The sequence below is a fragment of the Streptomyces sp. Y20 genome (assembly GCF_043195475.1).
Taxonomy (GTDB): domain Bacteria; phylum Actinomycetota; class Actinomycetes; order Streptomycetales; family Streptomycetaceae; genus Streptomyces.
This window is the reverse complement of the sequence record NZ_JBIDDP010000021.1, coordinates 1-16,457: the sequence shown is the minus strand read 5'-3', so window position 1 is coordinate 16,457 and position 16,457 is coordinate 1. Positions and strand designations below refer to the sequence as shown.

Genomic DNA, 16,457 nt, shown 5'->3' with positions numbered 1-16,457 from the left:
CGGACCGACGGCTCGACCAGGGTCACGGAAAGGGTCCGGTCAAGGCGTCGCGCGCGGCACTCCTCCAGGCCATACCCACGTAGGTCGAGCACACAAACCTGACAGGAACCGATGTCTGACGAATCGCGCCCCACGCCCGCGCAGAGCCCCGTCGCCGCCGTGATTCCCGCCGCCGGCCGGGGCGTCCGCCTCGGTCCGGGCGCCCCCAAGGCACTCCGCGCGCTGAACGGCACGCCGATGCTCATCCACGCGGTCCGCGCCCTCGCCGCGTCCCGCCATGTCTCCCTCGTCGTCGTCGTGGCCCCGCCGGAAGGCACCGCCGAGGTCAAGTCCCTGCTCGACGCGCACGCCCTGCCCGAGCGGACCGACTTCCTCGTCGTGTCCGGCGGCGAGTCCCGGCAGGAGTCGGTGCGGCTCGGCCTGGACGCCCTGCCGCCCGAGTACGGCGTCGTCCTCGTCCACGACGCGGCCCGCCCGCTGGTCCCCGTCGACACGGTCGACGGGGTCATCGAGGCCGTGCGCGACGGCGCGCCCGCCGTGGTCCCCGCGCTCCCGCTGGCCGACACCGTCAAGGAGGTCGAGCCCGCGGCCGTCGCCGGCGACCCGGAACCGGTCGTGGCCACGCCCCGCCGGGACCGGCTGCGTGCCGTCCAGACGCCCCAGGGCTTCGACCGCGCCACCCTGGTCCGCGCCCACGAGGAGGTCACCGGCGACGTCACCGACGACGCGAGCATGGTGGAACAGCTGGGCCTGACGGTCGTCGCCGTCCCCGGCCACGAGGAGGCCTTCAAGGTCACCCGCCCCCTCGACCTCGTCCTCGCCGAGGCGGTCCTCGCGCGCCGGAGGCTCAACGATGGCTTCTGAGGAAACCGGCTCCCGGCCGCTGCCGGTGCTGCCCCGGGTCGGTGTCGGCACCGACATCCACGCCTTCGAGGAGGGCCGCGAGCTGTGGTGCGCGGGCCTGCGCTGGGAGGGCGAGGGCCCCGGTCTGGCCGGGCACTCCGACGCCGACGTCGTCGCGCACGCCGCGTGCAACGCCCTGTTCTCCGCCGCCGGGCTCGGTGACCTGGGACAGCACTTCGGCACCGGCCGGCCCGAGTGGTCCGGCGCGTCCGGCGTCACCCTGCTCACCGAGGCCGCCCGGATCGTGCGCGAGGCGGGCTTCGCCGTCGGCAACATCGCCGTCCAGGTGGTCGGCCCCCGCCCGAAGATCGGCAAGCGGCGGGACGAGGCCGAGAAGATCCTCTCGGCGGCGGCCGGCGCCCCCGTCTCGGTCTCCGGCGCCACCACCGACGGGCTCGGCTTCCCGGGCCGCGGGGAGGGGCTGATGGCGGTGGCCACGGCACTCGTGGTGCGGGTGAGCTGAGGGCGTGCGAGGGTACCCGGAGAGTCACCGCTGACGGCTTCGTGTGGAGGTATCCGTGTCCGCTGCCCTGTCCGACCGTGTGAAGTCCCTGCTCGACGGCACCGTGTTCATCGTCGTCGGAACCCTCCAGCCCGACGGCAGCCCGCAGATGTCGCCGGTATGGGTGAAGCGCGACGGTGACGACGTCCTCTTCTCCACGACGGCCGACCGCCGCAAGTACCGCAACCTGGAGCGCGACCCCCGGGTGACCGTCGTCGTCATGAACCCCGAGCAGCCCTACGAGTACGCCGAGATCCGCGGCGTCGCCGAGATGACCACCGAGGGCGGCCGGCAGCTCATCGACGAGCTGAGCCGCAAGTACACCGGCAAGGACTACGCCGACTTCAACCCGGCCTCGGCCCAGGACGCCGAGCGGGTCGTCGTGCGGATCCGGCCGCGCAAGGTCGTCGGCATGTCGTGACCCGTGGCGTTCGGAGCGGTGGGCGCATGGCACTGTCCGGCGCCCACTACCCTGGAGTGGTGACTATTCGCCTGTACGACACCAGCGCCCGGCAGATCCGTGACTTCGCCCCGCTCCAGCCGGGCTGCGTCTCGATCTACCTCTGTGGCGCCACCGTGCAGGCGGCCCCCCACATCGGCCACATCCGCTCGGGCCTGAACTTCGACATCATGCGCCGCTGGTTCGAATACCGCGGCTACGAGGTGACGTTCGTCCGCAACGTCACCGACATCGACGACAAGATCATCGCCAAGAGCCACGAGCAGAACCGCCCGTGGTGGTCGATCGGGTACGAGAACGAGCGCGCCTTCAACGACGGCTACACCGCCCTCGGGTGCCTGCCGCCGGCGTACGAACCGCGCGCCACCGGCCACGTGCCGGAGATGATCGAGATGATGCAGCGCCTCATCGAGCGCGGGCACGCCTACGAGTCCGACGGCAACGTCTACTTCGACGTACGGTCCTTCCCGCCGTACCTGGAACTGTCCCGGCAGGAGCTGGACAACCTGCTCCAGCCGTCCGGCGAGGGCGAGACCGGCAAGCGGGACCCGCGCGACTTCGCGATGTGGAAGTCCGCCAAGCCGGGCGAGCCGACCTGGCCGACGCCGTGGGGCCCCGGCCGCCCCGGCTGGCACCTGGAGTGCTCGGCGATGGCCCACAAGTACCTGGGCAGCGCGTTCGACATCCACGGCGGTGGCCTGGACCTGATCTTCCCTCACCACGAGAACGAGATCGCCCAGGCCAAGGCCTACGGCGACGAGTTCGCCCGGTACTGGGTGCACAACGCCTGGGTCACCATGGCCGGCGACAAGATGTCCAAGTCGCTCGGCAACAGCGTCCTGGTCAGCGAGATGGTCAAGCAGTGGCGCCCCATCGTGCTGCGGTACTACCTGGGCACCCCCCACTACCGCTCGATGATCGAGTACAGCGAGGAGTCGCTGCGCGAGGCGGAGTCGGCGTTCGCGCGGATCGAGGGCTTCGTGCAGCGCGTGGTGGAGAAGGCGGGGGGTGCCGTCGAGCCCGCCGCCGAGGTGCCGCCCGCCTTCGCCGAGGCGATGGACGACGACCTGGGCGTGCCGCAGGCCCTCGCCGTCGTGCACACCACCGTCCGGCAGGGCAACAGCGCGCTGGCCGCCGACGACAAGGAGGCCGCCGTCGCGCGGCTCGCCGAGGTCCGGGCCATGCTCGGCGTCCTCGGCCTGGATCCGCTCGACGCGCACTGGGCGGGCGAGGGCGGCGACCGGAGCGAGGATCTGCACGGCGTGGTCGACAGTCTCGTACGGCTCGTCCTCGACCAGCGCCAGTCCGCCCGCACCCGCAAGGACTGGGCGACCGCCGACGCGATCCGCGACCAGCTCAACCAGTCGGGCCTCGTCATCGAGGACAGCCCCCAGGGTCCCCGCTGGAGCCTGGCCCCGCGCTGACCGCCGGGCCGGCCCTTGATCGATTGTGCCGCCCGGCCGTCCGGGCGGCACACTGCACAGACGTACACACACTTCCGTAGAGAACAGGTAGATCATGGCCGCGAACAACCGTCGCATGTCCGGCAAGAAGGGCGCGCAGGTCGGCAGTGGCGGCCAGCGGCGCAAGGGCCTGGAGGGCCGGGGGCCGACCCCGCCCGCCGAGATGCGCAAGGGCCACAAGAAGAACCGCGTCGCCAACGCCAAGGCGAAGCAGGCCGTGCGCCGCCCCACGATCCGGGGCCGCGGCGGCAGGTCCACCTCCGAGCTGGTCGTCGGCCGCAACCCGGTCTTCGAGGCGCTCCGCGAGGGCGTGCCCGCCAACACGCTGTACGTCCAGCAGTTCATCGACAACGACGAGCGCGTCCGCGAGGCCCTCCAGCTCGCCGCCGAGCGCGGCAACATCAACCTGATGGAGGCCCCGCGCCCCGAGCTGGACCGCATGACCAACGGCCTCAACCACCAGGGCCTGGTCCTCCAGGTCCCGCCGTACGAGTACGCGCACCCGGACGACCTGCTCGACACCGCGGCCGACAACGGCGAGGACCCGCTCGTCGTCGCCCTCGACGGCGTCACCGACCCGCGCAACCTCGGCGCGGTCGTCCGCTCCGCCTCCGCCTTCGGTGGGCACGGCGTGATCGTCCCGGAGCGCCGCTCGGCCGGCATGACCGCCGGTGCCTGGAAGACCTCCGCCGGTGCGGCCGCCCGCACGCCGGTCGCCCGCGCCGCCAACCTGACCCGCATGCTCGAGTCGTACAAGAAGGCCGGCGTGACGGTGGTCGGTCTGGCGGCGGACGGCGAGGTGGAGGTCGGTGACCTGGAGGCCCTGGGCGGCCCGGTGGTCATCGTGGTCGGCAGCGAGGGCAAGGGCCTGTCCCGCCTGGTCGGCGAGACGTGCGACCACCGGGTGCGCATCCCGATGCCGGGCGGTGCCGAGTCCCTCAACGCCGGCGTGGCCGCGGGCATCGTGCTCTACGAGGCGGCCCGCAGGCGCAGCTGAGAGCGGCCCGGACGGGAACGGAGTGCGAACGCCCGTCCGGTGGCTCGCCCCCGTGGGGTAATTCCAGCGTGTCCGGGCCGTGGCGGGCGGTTGTTGACGGGGTCCGGACACTTCCAGGCGGTCAAGGCAGTGTCCTAACGCCACATCACTCGGTTAGATGAGTGTGGACACCAGAACACCCCGCACGCCCACGGGGGACCACTCGTCGGGCTTCGACGACGTTCCCGCGCTGAGCATGGTGAAGGTGCCGAGCGATCCGGCGCAGGTCATCGTCAATCACGCCAGCTTCCGCGTGCAGCTGGGCGCGTCGGCGGCACGTGCCCGATCCCCGCGGATCTCCCGGCACCTGAGCGCCGGCCAGGACGCCTCGCGGATGCCCGTCGTGGGCACGGCCGGCCACGCGGGCGCCACCGGCCGCCGCCGTCCCCTCGTGTGGAGCGGCAGGTCCGCCCCCGACGACACCGGCGCCCACCGGCTCCTCCAAGCCGTGCGGGGCAGCAGCGTCAGCCACACCGACGAGCCGGTGGCCGGCGCCACCCGGGTCATCCCGCGCGTCAAGAGCGGGTACGCCGACACGTACGGCACCCTGGACCAGACCGTCGAGACCCCCGTCGTCGGCCACCAGCGCACCGCGGCCGAGGCCGACGGCACCCGCCTCCTGCCGCACATGCGCTCGGTGACCAGCGCCTACGACGAGCAGGCGTACCCCGACACCGGGTACGGGCCGTACGACGCGTACCCGGACGACACGGACGCCGACACGGACGGCGGCGGCCCGCGCCTCGCCAAGCGCCACGGTGACGACCCGGCCCGGCACGCCTACTACCCCGGCCGCCGGCTCAACCTCGGCGTCGTCCTGCTCCCGCTGCGCATCTTCCTCGGCTTCATCTCGCTCTACGCCGGCATGGGCAAGCTCTGCGACCCCGTCTACTTCGACGGCGGCAAGCGCGGCTCCATGGTCACCTGGCTCAACACCCTGCACCCCTGGGCCGTCGCCGAACCCCTGCGTCAGCTGGCCCTGCACCACCCCGTCGGCTCCGGCCTGGTCATCGCCTTCCTCCAGGTCGTCGTGGGCGTCCTGACCGTCCTCGGCTGCTGGCAGCGCGTGGCCGCCGTCGTCGGTGCCCTGCTCTCCGCCGCCCTGCTCGTCACGGTGAGCTGGAAGACGGTGCCCGCCTACGACGCGCCCGACATCATCTACCTGGCCGCCTGGTCCCCGCTGATCATCGCCGGCGCCCCCGTCTACTCCGTCGACGGCCGCCTCGCGGGCAGCGCCTGGCGCCGGCTCGGCCCCCGCGCGGACATCTGGGACCTGCGCCGCTACGTCCTGCGCCGCGGCGCGGTGCTCACGGCCGTCACCGTCGGCCTCACCCTCCTGGTCGGCTCCGTGCTGGGCGGCGCGGTCCGCGACTCCAGCCGCGTGGTCGTCCCCGGCCCCGGCGAGGCGCCCCGCAACCAGCTCCCCGGCTCCCCGCTCCCGCAGGAGCCCGGGAAGCGGCACCGGAAGGCCCCGGCGGCCACCAGCACCCCCACGGGCGGTGCCACGGCCGGCGCGGTGCCCTCCGGCGCGGCCACGACCGAGGGCACGAGCAGCCGCGGCACCGGCGCCACCACCACGACGCCCAGCCAGACGCAGGGCACGATCGGCCAGGTTCCGCCCCGCCGGATCTCGCCCACGGGCGGCGGCGCGCCCAGTACGACGGTGGGCCCGACCAGCACGGGCGGTACGGGCGGCACCACCTCGACGGGCGGCACCTCCTCGACCGGCGGCACGACCGGCTCGGGCGGCAGCTCGACCTCCGGCAAGCCGGGCCTGGTGGGCGGCCTGCTCGGCTGACACCCCGCGACACGGAGAAGGGCCCCGTACCGTCCTCGGTACGGGGCCCTTCTCCGTGCGGTCACTGAGGGGCTCGGGTGGTCGTGAGGCCGGCGGCGCACCCGGCGCCCCGGCCCCCGGCTACCGTCCGAGCGCCGCCAGCTCCTTGGCGGCCTCCGTGAGGTCCTTGGCCGTGTCGATGGCCCGCCAGTAGGCCCCGTGCGGAATGGTGAAACCCGCGAGCCGCTTCTCCCGGGCCAGCCGCGGGAACGTGGTCCGCTCGTGGTCCCCGCGCTCGGGAAGCATCGCGGAGAACTCGGGGGAGAAGACGTACACGCCCGCGTTGATCTCGAACGTCGACGGCGGGGCCTCGATGAAGTCGGTGATGTGCCCGAACCCGTCGGTCTTCACCGCGCCCCAGGGGATCCGCGGCCGGGCCAGTGCCAGGGTGGCCACCGCGTCCCGCTCCGTGTGGAAGTCGGCCATGTCGCGCAGGGAGAACCGCGTCCAGATGTCGCCGTTCGTGGCGTACCAGGGCCGTTCGGGGTGGGGGAGGTGCGCGGCCGCGTACCTGAGGCCGCCGCCGCGGCCGAGCGGCTCGCTCTCCACGACGGTGGTGACGGAGACCGGCAGGTCGGCCGAGTCCAGCCACTTCTCCAGGACGTCGGCGAGGTGGCCGCACGAGACGACTACGTCCGTGACGCCTTCCTCGGCGAGCCAGGTGAGCTGATGGCCGATGATCGGCGTCCCCGTACCGGGGATCTCGACCATCGGCTTCGGCCGGTCGTCGGTGTACGGGCGCAGCCGGGAGCCCTGGCCACCGGCCAGGACCACGGCTTGAGTGGGGCGCGACGCGGCGCTCGGATGGGTCATGACGGCACTGTACGTGGCGCCCCACCGCCGGGTGCGGGCGGCAACACGCTCCCGGAGCGGTTGCCGGTGCCCGCCGGTACTCAGCTGTGCGCGGCCAGGACGCCCGAGGCGAAGGCCGTGTCACACACCGGGCGCGCGTACGACTGGGCACGCGAGGCGCCGTAGATGCCCACCGCGGCCCTGCCGAGGGCGCGGGCGATGGAGGAGCAGTGCCGGGCCAGCGTCGGATGTCCGTTGACGGCCTGCTGGAGGTGGGTGAGGACGATCCCGGGGTTCTTCTCCTGGAGTTCGTTCATCAGGTGGTCGCGGAGCACGTCCTGCGGCGCCCGGGCGGCGGCCTTCCTGACGGGGACCGCGGCCGACGAGACGTCGGAGGCGGTCAGCACCGAACTGGAGGGGCTCCCCGTCCAGTTGACCCGGGTGACCGCGAGGGTTCCGGAGAGCACCAGGAAGACGGGCAGGACGAGGGCGAGTGTGCGGCCGATCCGGCGGGCAGGGCCGCCCCGGTGGCCGCGTCGCGTCTGTGGGGTGGTGGAGTGCTTCACGCGTGTGAGGGTAGCGCCCGGTAGTGACATGGCGACAATCTGTCACTCTTATGGGGGATGAGATGACGCCGCTTCCGGGGTAATGGGTTGACGCCCGCCGCCGGCATGACTATTCCCCCGGGGATCGCCCCCTCCCCCCGGAACGCGGCAGGGGCCCCGCACGCCGTGCGCGCGGGGCCCCTGCCGTACGAGGTGTGCCGTCAGTCGGTCAGCCGCTCACCGGTGGACGTGGAGAACACGTGGATCTCGCCCGGCCGCGGCACGACGTGCAGCGTGGCGCCCTTCTCCGGCACCTGGCGCCCGTTGACGCGGACGACCAGGTCCTTGACCTCGCCGCTGACCTCGGCGGTGCCGTAGACGTAGCCGTCGGCGCCCAGCTCCTCGACGACGTTCACGGAGACGGCCAGACCGGCCGGCGCGTCCGCGCTGTCCTTCGTCAGGGCCGTGGTGGCGCCGCCGCCCAGCTCGACCACGTCGAAGTGCTCGGGACGGACGCCCACGGTCACCGTGCGGTCGCCCTTGTCGGCGGCGGCCTTCAGCGCGTCCCGGTTGACGGGGACGACGCTGTTGCCGAACTTCACGCCGCCGTCGGTGATCGGCACCTCGACCAGGTTCATGGCGGGCGAGCCGATGAAGCCGGCGACGAAGAGGTTCGCGGGCTTGTCGTACATGTTCCGCGGCGAGTCGACCTGCTGGAGCAGACCGTCCTTGAGGACCGCCACGCGGTCGCCCATCGTCATGGCCTCGACCTGGTCGTGGGTCACGTAGACGGTGGTGATGCCCAGGCGGCGCTGGAGGGAGGCGATCTGCGTACGGGTGGAGACGCGGAGCTTGGCGTCCAGGTTGGACAGCGGCTCGTCCATGAGGAAGACCTGCGGCTCGCGCACGATCGCGCGGCCCATCGCGACACGCTGGCGCTGACCGCCGGAGAGCGCCTTCGGCTTGCGGTCCAGGTACTCGCTGAGGTCGAGGATCTTCGCGGCCTCCTCGACCTTCTGCCGGATCTCCGCCTTGTTGACGCCGGCGATCTTGAGCGCGAAGCCCATGTTGTCGGCGACCGTCATGTGCGGGTACAGCGCGTAGTTCTGGAACACCATGGCGATGTCCCGGTCCTTGGGCGGCAGGTGCGTGACATCGCGGTCACCGATGCGGATGGCGCCGCCGTTGACGTCCTCCAGACCCGCGAGCATCCGCAGGGAGGTGGACTTGCCGCAACCCGACGGGCCGACCAGGACGAGGAACTCGCCGTCCTCGATCGCGATCTCCAGCGAGTCGACGGCGGGCTTGGTGGAACCCGGGTAGATCCGGGTCGCCTTGTCGAACGTGACAGTGGCCATGATGAATGGACCCCTTCTACCGGCAGGAACGTGCCGGACGATCCGTTGTAGGAAGGTGGTTGGTGTAGTCCACGTGAGTGAACCGGATCGAGACGGTACCCGGCGTTCACTCGCTCTGTCAGTACCCGCGCCCCTGTGAACTTCGGGAAAATTCTCCGCGGAGCCGCTCCGGGACCTGGGTACACTGCACTGGCACGGCGCTGCCACGCGCGCGTGCAGGCCTCCTTAGCTCAGTCCGGCCAGAGCAACGCACTTGTAATGCGTAGGTCGTCGGTTCGAATCCGACAGGGGGCTCCGACAGCCCAGGCGGCGTTTCCCGCCTGGGCTTTTGTCCTGTCCGGCCGGTGGGGCCGGGAGGTGTGCCGGGGATCGCCGGGGATGTCGATCACGTGCGGGCCGGTGCCCGGCGTGGCTGAATCGGTGCATGCGATCTCGGCGGGGTGTGCGCAGGGTGCGGGCGTACGTCCGCGGTGCTCCCGGCACGTACGTGTGGCTGGGGATCCTGTTCGTCACGACGGTCGTCCTGCACCACATGCCGCAGGAGTTCGAGGAGCACTTCCTGCGGCACCGGTCGACGAACCTGCACGAACTGGCGCGCAGCCCGGTGCGGGTGCTGGTGGTGAGCGCGCTGTGGATCGAGGGCGGGAACTGGGTGCCGTACCTCTTCCTGTACACGGTGTTCCACGCGCCGGCCGAGCGGTGGCTGGGGACGGCCCGCTGGCTGGCGGTCTGCGTGCTCGCGCACGTCCTGGCCTCGCTGGTCAGCGAGGGGGTGCTGCTGAGGGCGATCCGGGAGGGCATCGCTCCGCGCTCGGCGTTCGACACCCTGGACATCGGGGTGAGCTACGCGCTGGCGGGGGTGATCGCGGTGCTCGGGTACCGGATCGCGGTGCCCTGGCGGTACGGGTACCTGGTGGCGGTGCTGGCCGTGTTCGGACTGCCGCTGGCGGCCGCCCCGACGTTCACGGATTTCGGTCACTTCGTGGCGGCGCTGATCGGGCTGGCCTGCTATCCGCTGGTCAGGGGCCGGGGAAAAGCATGGAATCCGAAGGAGACACTGACCGGGCTCAGGGGTTAACGTCCCGGCCATGAGCAGCTCGGCGAGCAGTGTCGTGAACGGCGGGATCTCCTTCTGGTACGCGGACGACGGTCTTCCGGCGGTACGGGAGCCGCTGTCCCAGGACGCCTCCGCGGATGTCGTCATCGTCGGCGGTGGATACACGGGCCTGTGGACGGCGTACTACCTGAAGAAGGCGGCCCCCTTCCTGCGGATCACCGTCCTGGAGCAGAAGTTCTGCGGCTACGGCGCCTCCGGCCGCAACGGCGGCTGGCTCTACAACGGCGTCGCGGGCCGGGACCGGTACGCGAAGCTGCACGGCCGTGAGGCCGCCGTCCGCCTGCAGAAGGCGATGAACCACACCGTGGCCGAGGTCGTCGCGGTGGCCGGAGCGGAGGGCATCGACGCCGACGTGCACCGGGGCGGAGTCCTGGAAGTGGCGACCACACCGGCCCAGCTCGCGCGGCTGAGGGCCTTCCACGAGCACGAGCTGGCGTACGGCGAGACGGACCGGGAGCTGTACGGCGCCCGGGAGACGGCCGCGCGGATCCGGGTCGCGGACGCGGTCGGCTCGGCCTGGACCCCGCACGGGGCCCGGCTGCACCCGGTGAAGCTGGCCAAGGGGCTCGCGGCGGCGGTGGAGGCGCTCGGCGTGACCATCCACGAGTCGACGCCGGTGACGCAGATCCGGCCGAAGCACGCCGTGACCCCGTACGGCACCGTCCGCGCCCCCTACATCCTGCGCTGCACCGAGGGCTTCACGGCCTCCCTCAAGGGGCAGCGGCGGACCTGGCTGCCGATGAACTCCTCCATGATCGCCACCGAGCCGCTGACGGCGGAGCAGTGGGCGGCGATCGGCTGGGACGGCCGGGAGACCCTGGGCGACATGGCCCACGCGTACATGTATGCCCAACGCACCGCCGACGGCCGGATCGCGCTCGGCGGGCGCGGGGTGCCGTACCGCTTCGGCTCGCGCACCGACAACGACGGCCGCACCCAGGAGGCGACCGTCGAGGCCCTGCGGGAGATCCTCACCCGCTTCTTCCCCTCGCTGGCGGGCACCCGGGTGGCCCACGCCTGGTCGGGGGTGCTGGGCGTCCCGCGCGACTGGTGCGCCACGGTCACCCTGGACCGCTCCACCGGCCTCGGCTGGGCGGGCGGCTACGTCGGCTCGGGCGTCGCCACCGCCAACCTGGCCGCCCGCACCCTGCGCGACCTGGTCCAGCAGGACTCCGGCCAGGGCGGCCGCACCGAACTGACGGACCTGCCCTGGGTGAACCACAAGGTCCGCAGATGGGAGCCGGAACCTTTCCGCTGGCTCGGCGTCCAGGGCATGTACGCCACCTACCGCGCCGCCGACCAGCGCGAACGCCTCCATCCCGGCACGGAGTCCTCCCGCTTGGCCAAGGTGGCGGACCGGGTGGCGGGACGGCACTGAGACCCGGGGGGCCGGCCGGTTAACCTCCCCCCATGATTCGCACCGCGACCCCCGCCGACGTGCCCGTCATCCACGCCCTCGTCCGCGAACTGGCCGAGTACGAGAAGTCGCTGGAGGAGGTGCGGGCCGATGCCGGGCAGTTGCGGGAGGCGCTGTTCGGGGAGCGGCCGGCCGCCTTCGCGCACCTGGCCGTGGACGACGTGAGCGGGGAGCCGGTCGGTTTCGCGCTGTGGTTCCTGAACTTCTCCACGTGGCGCGGGGTGCACGGCATCTACCTGGAGGACCTGTACGTCCGTCCCTCCGCGCGCGGCGGCGGACACGGCCGGGCCCTGCTGGCCGAGCTGGCGCGCATCTGCGTGGAGCGCGGCTACGAGCGGCTGGAGTGGGCGGTGCTGAACTGGAACCGGCCCGCGATCGGCTTCTACGAGGCGCTCGGCGCCCGCCCGCAGGACGAGTGGACGGTGTACCGGCTCACGGACGGGGCGCTGGCGGGACTCGCCGGGCCGGGCCGCTGAGCCGCGCCGCCGGCCGGGCCGGTCAGGGCACCGGCTCCGCCACCGGCGCGTCGGCCGGCGCCCCGTGCCCCGGCGCCTTGGCCGTCACCATGAGCCCGGCCACCAGGCCCGCCAGGAGCATGACGACGGCCGCCCACCCGATGGCGACCGTGTAGCCGTGCACCACGCCCGCCGGGACGACGGTGGCCCGGTCGGCCGGGCCGCGCAGACGCGCGGCGATGTAGCCGGCGCTGCTGGTGGTGGCGACCGTGTTGAGCAGCGCCGTACCGATGGAGCCGCCGACCTGCTGCGAGGTGTTGACGGTCGCCGAGGTCACTCCGGCGTCGCGGGGTGCGACGCCGGCGGTGGCGGTGGCGAACACCGGCATGAAGGTCAGGCCCATGCCGAGGCCCAGCAGCAGCAGGGCGGGGAGGATCTCGCCGGTGTACGTGGAGTGGACGGTCATCCGGGTCAGGAGGAGCAGGCCGGCGGCGGCGAGCAGCATGCCCGGCACCATGAGCAGGCGTGGTGCCACGCGGTGCAGCAGGCGCGCGGAGATCTGGGTGGATCCGGTGATGATCGCGGCGGTCAGCGGCAGGAAGGCCAGCCCGGCCCGCACGGGCGAGTAGCCGAGGACCTCTTGGAGGTAGTAGGTCATGAACAGGAACAGCCCGAACATGCCGATCACCGCGAGCATCATGGTGAGGAAGCAGCCCGCGCGGTCGCGGTCCCGGATGATGTGCAGCGGCAGGAGCGGGCTGGGCGCCCGGGTCTGCCACCGGACGAACGCGGTGAGCAGCAGGACACCGGCCGCGAACAGGGCGAGGACCAGCGGGTCGGTCCAGCCGCGCGGTTCGGCCTCGCTGAAGCCGTAGACGATCGCCACCAGTCCGCCGCAGCCGAGGACGGCACCGGGTACGTCGAGGCGGACACCGGCGTGGCCGGGACGGTCGTGGAGCAGGGCCAGGGCCCCGAGGACGGCGCCGATCGCGATGGGCACGTTGACGTAGAGGCACCAGCGCCAGTTCAGGTACTCGGTGAGCAGGCCACCGACGATGAACCCGATCGCCGAGCCGCTGCCGGCGAGGGCACCGTAGATGCCGAACGCCTTGCCGCGCTCGCGCGGGTCGGTGAACGTCGTGGTCAGCAGGGACAGCGCGGACGGGGCGAGGAGGGCGGCGAAGGCGCCCTGGAGCGCGCGGGCGCCGAAAAGCATGCCGGGGCCGGTGGCCGCGCCGCCGAGCGCGGAGGCGGCGGCGAAGCCGGCGAGCCCGATGACGAAGCCGCGTTTGCGGCCGATGAGGTCGGCGATCCGGCCGCCGAGCAGGAGCAGTCCGCCGAAGGCGAGGGTGTAGGCGGTGATCACCCACTGCCGGTTGCCGTCGGACATGTGCAGGGCGTGCTGGGCGGAGGGCAGCGCGATGTTCACGATCGTCGCGTCGAGGACGACCATGAGCTGCGCGAGGGCGATGACGACGAGCCCCCACCAGCGGTGCGGATCGGCTCCGTCCGCCGGGGTGGCCGGCGCCGCCGGGGGCTCACCCGTTCGGCCGGCACTCATCTCGCCAGGACACCACGGATCGGGAGGGGCCGCATCCGGGTGGGGCGGCGGCCCCGGCTCCTCCTCCGTGACCGCCTGCCCGGGCCCGTCCGTGCCTGCTCAGGCCTGCCCGTGCCTGCTCAGGCCTGCCCGTGCCTGCTCGGGCCTTGTTCAGGTCGCGGGCGGTCCGGCCGAGGATCAGGGGCACCGCGGTCACCGCGCTGATCGGCCTGTACGACGGCCCGGTCCCGCGGAAGGTGACATCGGCGCCGGCCGCCGCCGGATGTCTCCCCCCGCGGGGGTGCAGGGCGGTTGTCAGTGGCGGGGTGCAGCATGGGGGCATGGTGAGACGAGCGGCGGGCGGCGGGCCGGCGGAGCGGGCAGGGGTGCGGGCGGCGGTGCGGGGCGCGCGGCGGCCGGAGGTGCGACTGCCGGCCCTGGAGCCGTGGGCCGGGTCGCAGTTGGAGCCGGACGGTGACTATGACGGGCTGGAGTTCCGGGAGCTGGACCTGGCCGGGCAGGACGGCATGGGCGCCCGGTTCATGGACTGCGCGCTGACGGGCTGCGTGGTGGACGGCACGGCGCTGGGCCGGGCCCGCGTGCTGGACTCGGTGCTGACCGGGCTGCGGGGTGTCGGCACGCAGCTCGCCGAGGCCACGTTCCGCGACGTGGAGCTGGCCGACCCGCGCCTGGGCGGTACCCAGCTGCACGGCGCGGTGCTGGAACGGGTCGTCATCCGCGGCGGCAAGATCGACTACCTGAATCTGCGCGAGGCCCGCCTGAAGGACGTCGTCTTCGAGTCCTGTGTCCTGGTCGAGCCGGACTTCGCCGGTGCGCGGCTGGAGCGGGTGGAGTTCACCGACTGCGCGCTGCGGGGCGCCGACTTCGGTGGCGCGACCCTGACGGACGTGGACCTGCGCGGTGCCGCCCCCCTGGACGTGGCCCGTGGCCTGGACCGCCTCTCGGGGGCGGTCATCAGCACCGGTCAGCTGCTGGACCTGGCTCCCGCGCTGGCGGCGGGGCTGGGGATCCGGGTCGAGGGCTGAGCCGGGTCACGGCACCCGCGGGAAGCGGGCCTGGAGGGTCCAGACGGCCGGGTTCTCCGCCAGGTCCTCGTGGAGGTCGGTGAGGTCCGCGATCAGGTCGTGCAGGAAGTCGCGGGCCTCGCGCCTGAGTTCGGTGTGGGCGAAGGTCAGCGGGGACTCCTCGGCCGGCTGCCAGTCGGAGGTGATCTCGACCCAGCCGAAGCGGCGCTCGAAGAGCAGCGCGTCGCTGGACTCGGTGAAGTCCAGTTCGGCCCGCTGCGGGCGGGCGGCGCGGGAGCCCATCGGGTCCCGGTCCAGCCGCTCCACGATGTCGCACAGCGCCCACGCGAAGTCGAGCACCGGCACCCACCCCCAGGCCGTGGACAGCTCCCGGTCCGCCTCGGTGTCCGCGAGGTACACGTCCCCGCAGAACAGGTCGTGCCGCAGCGCGTGGACGTCCGCGCGGCGGTAGTCGGTCTGCGGCGGGTCCGGGAACCGGTTGGAGAGGGCGTAGCCGATGTCGAGCACGGAAGAGATGGTGTCACGGCGGTCCGCCCGGCCCGTCCGCGGTGCGTCCCGTCCCTCTAGGATCACTGACATGTCCAGATCCGTGCGTCTTGTCCCGGCCGCCGCCGCCCTGCTCCTCCTCGCCGTCACCGGCACCGCGTGCGACGGCGGCACACAGGGCACCGCGGGCGGATCCGGCGTGCACGACCCGTACTTCCCCCAGGCCGGCAACGGCGGCTACGACGTCGGCCACTACGCCCTCACGCTGGACTACACCCCGGACACCCGCCATCTCACCGGCACGGCCGTCATCACCGCCCGGGCCACGCAGGACCTGTCCGCGTTCGACCTCGACCTGGCCGGGCTGCACGTCGACTCGGTCACCGTCGAGGGCAGGGCCGCCCGCTGGAGCCGCGGCGGCCAGGAACTCACCGTCCGCCCGCACGACGGCCTCAGCGACGGTGAGACGTTCCGCACGACCGTGCGCTACTCGGGCACCCCGCGCACCCTCACCGACCCCGACGGCTCCAAGGAGGGCTGGCTGCCCACCGCCGACGGCGCCCTCGGCCTCGGCGAACCGGTCGGCTCCATGGCCTGGTTCCCCGGCAACCACCACCCCGCCGACAAGGCGTCCTACGACATCACCGTCACCGTGCCGAAGGGTCTGCAGGCGGTGTCCAACGGGGAGCTGACGGACCGGAGCACGAAGGGCGGCCGTACGGCCTACCACTGGCACACCGCCCAGCCCATGGCGAGCTACCTCGCCACCGTCGCGATCGGCCACTACGACATCACCCGCACCACCGGCCCGCACGGCCTGCCCGTCGTCACCGCGGTCGATCCCGCCCAGGCCGGGGCGAGCGCCAAGGTGCTCGCGAAGATCCCGGACATCATCGCGTGGGAGGAATACAACTTCGGGCCGTACCCCTTCTCCTCCACGGGCGCGATCGTCGACCGCCCGGACGACGCCGGATACGCCCTGGAGACCCAGACGCGCCCCGTCTTCCCCGGCGCCCCCGACACCTCCACCCTCGTGCACGAACTCGCCCACCAGTGGTACGGCGACTCGGTCACCCCCGCGTCCTGGCGGGACATGTGGCTCAACGAGGGCTTCGCCACCTACGCGGAGTGGCTGTACGAGGAGGACCACGGCGGGCCAAGCACCCATGAGACCTTCACCCGCCTCTACGACGGGGACCACGAGGAGATCTGGGCCTTCCCGCCGGCGAAGCCGTCCAGCGCCGCGCACATCTCCGACACCCCCGTCTACCGGCGCGGCGCGATGGTCCTGGAGAAGATCCGCCGCACGACCGGCGACGACACCTTCTACGACATCATCCAGGGCTGGGCCGCCGCACACCGCCACGGCACCGCGAGCACCGCGGAGTTCACCGCGTACGTGGAGAAGAAGGCCCCGGACAAGGACTTCGGCGAGATCTGGAAGGACTGGCTGTACGGCGACGGCAAGCCGCGCCACCCCTGAGAGCACGGCACCGGCGG

General features: G+C 72.7%; 16 protein-coding genes and 1 tRNA gene. 12 read left to right on the top strand and 5 right to left on the bottom strand.

Going from position 1 to position 16,457, the window contains the following annotated elements:
* The first annotated feature begins 111 nt into the window (after positions 1 to 111).
* The 6 genes from ispD to ACGFT1_RS34095 all read left to right on the top strand — a co-directional run bounded on the left by ispD (position 112) and on the right by ACGFT1_RS34095 (position 6,162).
* On the top strand, positions 112 to 864 hold the full coding sequence (gene ispD, locus ACGFT1_RS34120; RefSeq protein WP_373912861.1) for a 2-C-methyl-D-erythritol 4-phosphate cytidylyltransferase: 753 nt from the start codon (positions 112 to 114) through the stop codon (positions 862 to 864).
* Positions 854 to 1,366 (top strand): 2-C-methyl-D-erythritol 2,4-cyclodiphosphate synthase, encoded by a 513-nt coding sequence (gene ispF / locus ACGFT1_RS34115; RefSeq protein WP_373912860.1) that lies wholly within the window; start codon positions 854 to 856, stop codon positions 1,364 to 1,366. Before ispD ends, ispF begins: the two co-directional genes overlap by 11 nt.
* Before the next feature lie 55 nt (positions 1,367 to 1,421).
* A complete protein-coding gene (locus ACGFT1_RS34110; RefSeq protein WP_373912859.1) occupies positions 1,422 to 1,826 on the top strand; it encodes a PPOX class F420-dependent oxidoreductase in 405 nt (134 codons plus the stop codon).
* A 59-nt stretch (positions 1,827 to 1,885) separates the two neighbouring features.
* The gene (gene cysS / locus ACGFT1_RS34105; RefSeq protein WP_373912858.1) at positions 1,886 to 3,289 is read left to right on the top strand and encodes a cysteine--tRNA ligase; all 1,404 of its coding nucleotides are present in this window, start codon (positions 1,886 to 1,888) and stop codon (positions 3,287 to 3,289) included.
* A 94-nt stretch (positions 3,290 to 3,383) separates the two neighbouring features.
* Positions 3,384 to 4,325: a 23S rRNA (guanosine(2251)-2'-O)-methyltransferase RlmB gene (rlmB, locus tag ACGFT1_RS34100; RefSeq protein WP_373912857.1), complete on the top strand. Its 942-nt coding sequence runs from the start codon at positions 3,384 to 3,386 to the stop codon at positions 4,323 to 4,325.
* A 157-nt stretch (positions 4,326 to 4,482) separates the two neighbouring features.
* On the top strand, positions 4,483 to 6,162 hold the full coding sequence (locus tag ACGFT1_RS34095) for a DoxX family membrane protein (RefSeq protein ID WP_373912856.1): 1,680 nt from the start codon (positions 4,483 to 4,485) through the stop codon (positions 6,160 to 6,162).
* A 120-nt stretch (positions 6,163 to 6,282) separates the two neighbouring features.
* Here the strand turns inward: ACGFT1_RS34095 and ACGFT1_RS34090 are convergent, their stop codons facing one another.
* The 3 genes from ACGFT1_RS34090 to ACGFT1_RS34080 form a co-directional block, all read right to left on the bottom strand.
* Entirely contained in the window at positions 6,283 to 7,014 is a 732-nt protein-coding gene (locus ACGFT1_RS34090; protein ID WP_373912855.1) for an NDP-sugar synthase, read from the bottom strand.
* 80 nt (positions 7,015 to 7,094) lie between these two features.
* The gene (locus tag ACGFT1_RS34085; protein ID WP_373912854.1) at positions 7,095 to 7,559 is read right to left on the bottom strand and encodes a hypothetical protein; all 465 of its coding nucleotides are present in this window, start codon (positions 7,557 to 7,559) and stop codon (positions 7,095 to 7,097) included.
* Positions 7,560 to 7,759: 200 nt separating this feature from the next.
* Positions 7,760 to 8,896, bottom strand: a complete 1,137-nt coding sequence (locus ACGFT1_RS34080; protein WP_373912853.1) for an ABC transporter ATP-binding protein — start codon at positions 8,894 to 8,896, stop codon at positions 7,760 to 7,762.
* Between the two features lie 219 nt (positions 8,897 to 9,115).
* Here ACGFT1_RS34080 and ACGFT1_RS34075 point away from each other — a divergent pair.
* The 4 genes from ACGFT1_RS34075 (at position 9,116) to ACGFT1_RS34060 (ending at position 11,906) form a co-directional block, all read left to right on the top strand.
* A tRNA-Thr gene (locus tag ACGFT1_RS34075) sits at positions 9,116 to 9,190 on the top strand.
* Between the two features lie 130 nt (positions 9,191 to 9,320).
* Positions 9,321 to 9,974 carry a rhomboid-like protein gene (locus ACGFT1_RS34070; RefSeq protein ID WP_373912852.1) on the top strand — a complete coding sequence of 218 codons (654 nt, stop codon included), beginning with the start codon at positions 9,321 to 9,323 and terminating at the stop codon, positions 9,972 to 9,974.
* Positions 9,975 to 9,984: 10 nt separating this feature from the next.
* Positions 9,985 to 11,391, top strand: a complete 1,407-nt coding sequence (locus ACGFT1_RS34065; RefSeq protein ID WP_373912851.1) for an NAD(P)/FAD-dependent oxidoreductase — start codon at positions 9,985 to 9,987, stop codon at positions 11,389 to 11,391.
* Positions 11,392 to 11,423: 32 nt separating this feature from the next.
* Positions 11,424 to 11,906 carry an N-acetyltransferase family protein gene (locus ACGFT1_RS34060; RefSeq protein ID WP_373912850.1) on the top strand — a complete coding sequence of 161 codons (483 nt, stop codon included), beginning with the start codon at positions 11,424 to 11,426 and terminating at the stop codon, positions 11,904 to 11,906.
* 22 nt (positions 11,907 to 11,928) lie between these two features.
* On the opposite strand, the gene ACGFT1_RS34055 is transcribed toward ACGFT1_RS34060, so the two are convergent.
* Positions 11,929 to 13,446, bottom strand: coding sequence for an MFS transporter (locus tag ACGFT1_RS34055; RefSeq protein ID WP_373912849.1), 1,518 nt, complete (start codon positions 13,444 to 13,446; stop codon positions 11,929 to 11,931).
* Between the two features lie 320 nt (positions 13,447 to 13,766).
* Between ACGFT1_RS34055 and ACGFT1_RS34050 the strand changes: the two genes are divergently transcribed.
* Entirely contained in the window at positions 13,767 to 14,471 is a 705-nt protein-coding gene (locus tag ACGFT1_RS34050; protein WP_373912848.1) for a pentapeptide repeat-containing protein, read from the top strand.
* 6 nt (positions 14,472 to 14,477) lie between these two features.
* Here the strand turns inward: ACGFT1_RS34050 and ACGFT1_RS34045 are convergent, their stop codons facing one another.
* Entirely contained in the window at positions 14,478 to 14,978 is a 501-nt protein-coding gene (locus tag ACGFT1_RS34045; protein WP_361987297.1) for a hypothetical protein, read from the bottom strand.
* A 70-nt stretch (positions 14,979 to 15,048) separates the two neighbouring features.
* On the opposite strand from ACGFT1_RS34045, the gene ACGFT1_RS34040 reads away from it, so the two are divergent.
* A complete protein-coding gene (locus ACGFT1_RS34040) occupies positions 15,049 to 16,440 on the top strand; it encodes a M1 family metallopeptidase (RefSeq protein WP_373912847.1) in 1,392 nt (463 codons plus the stop codon).
* Positions 16,441 to 16,457 lie beyond the last annotated feature (17 nt).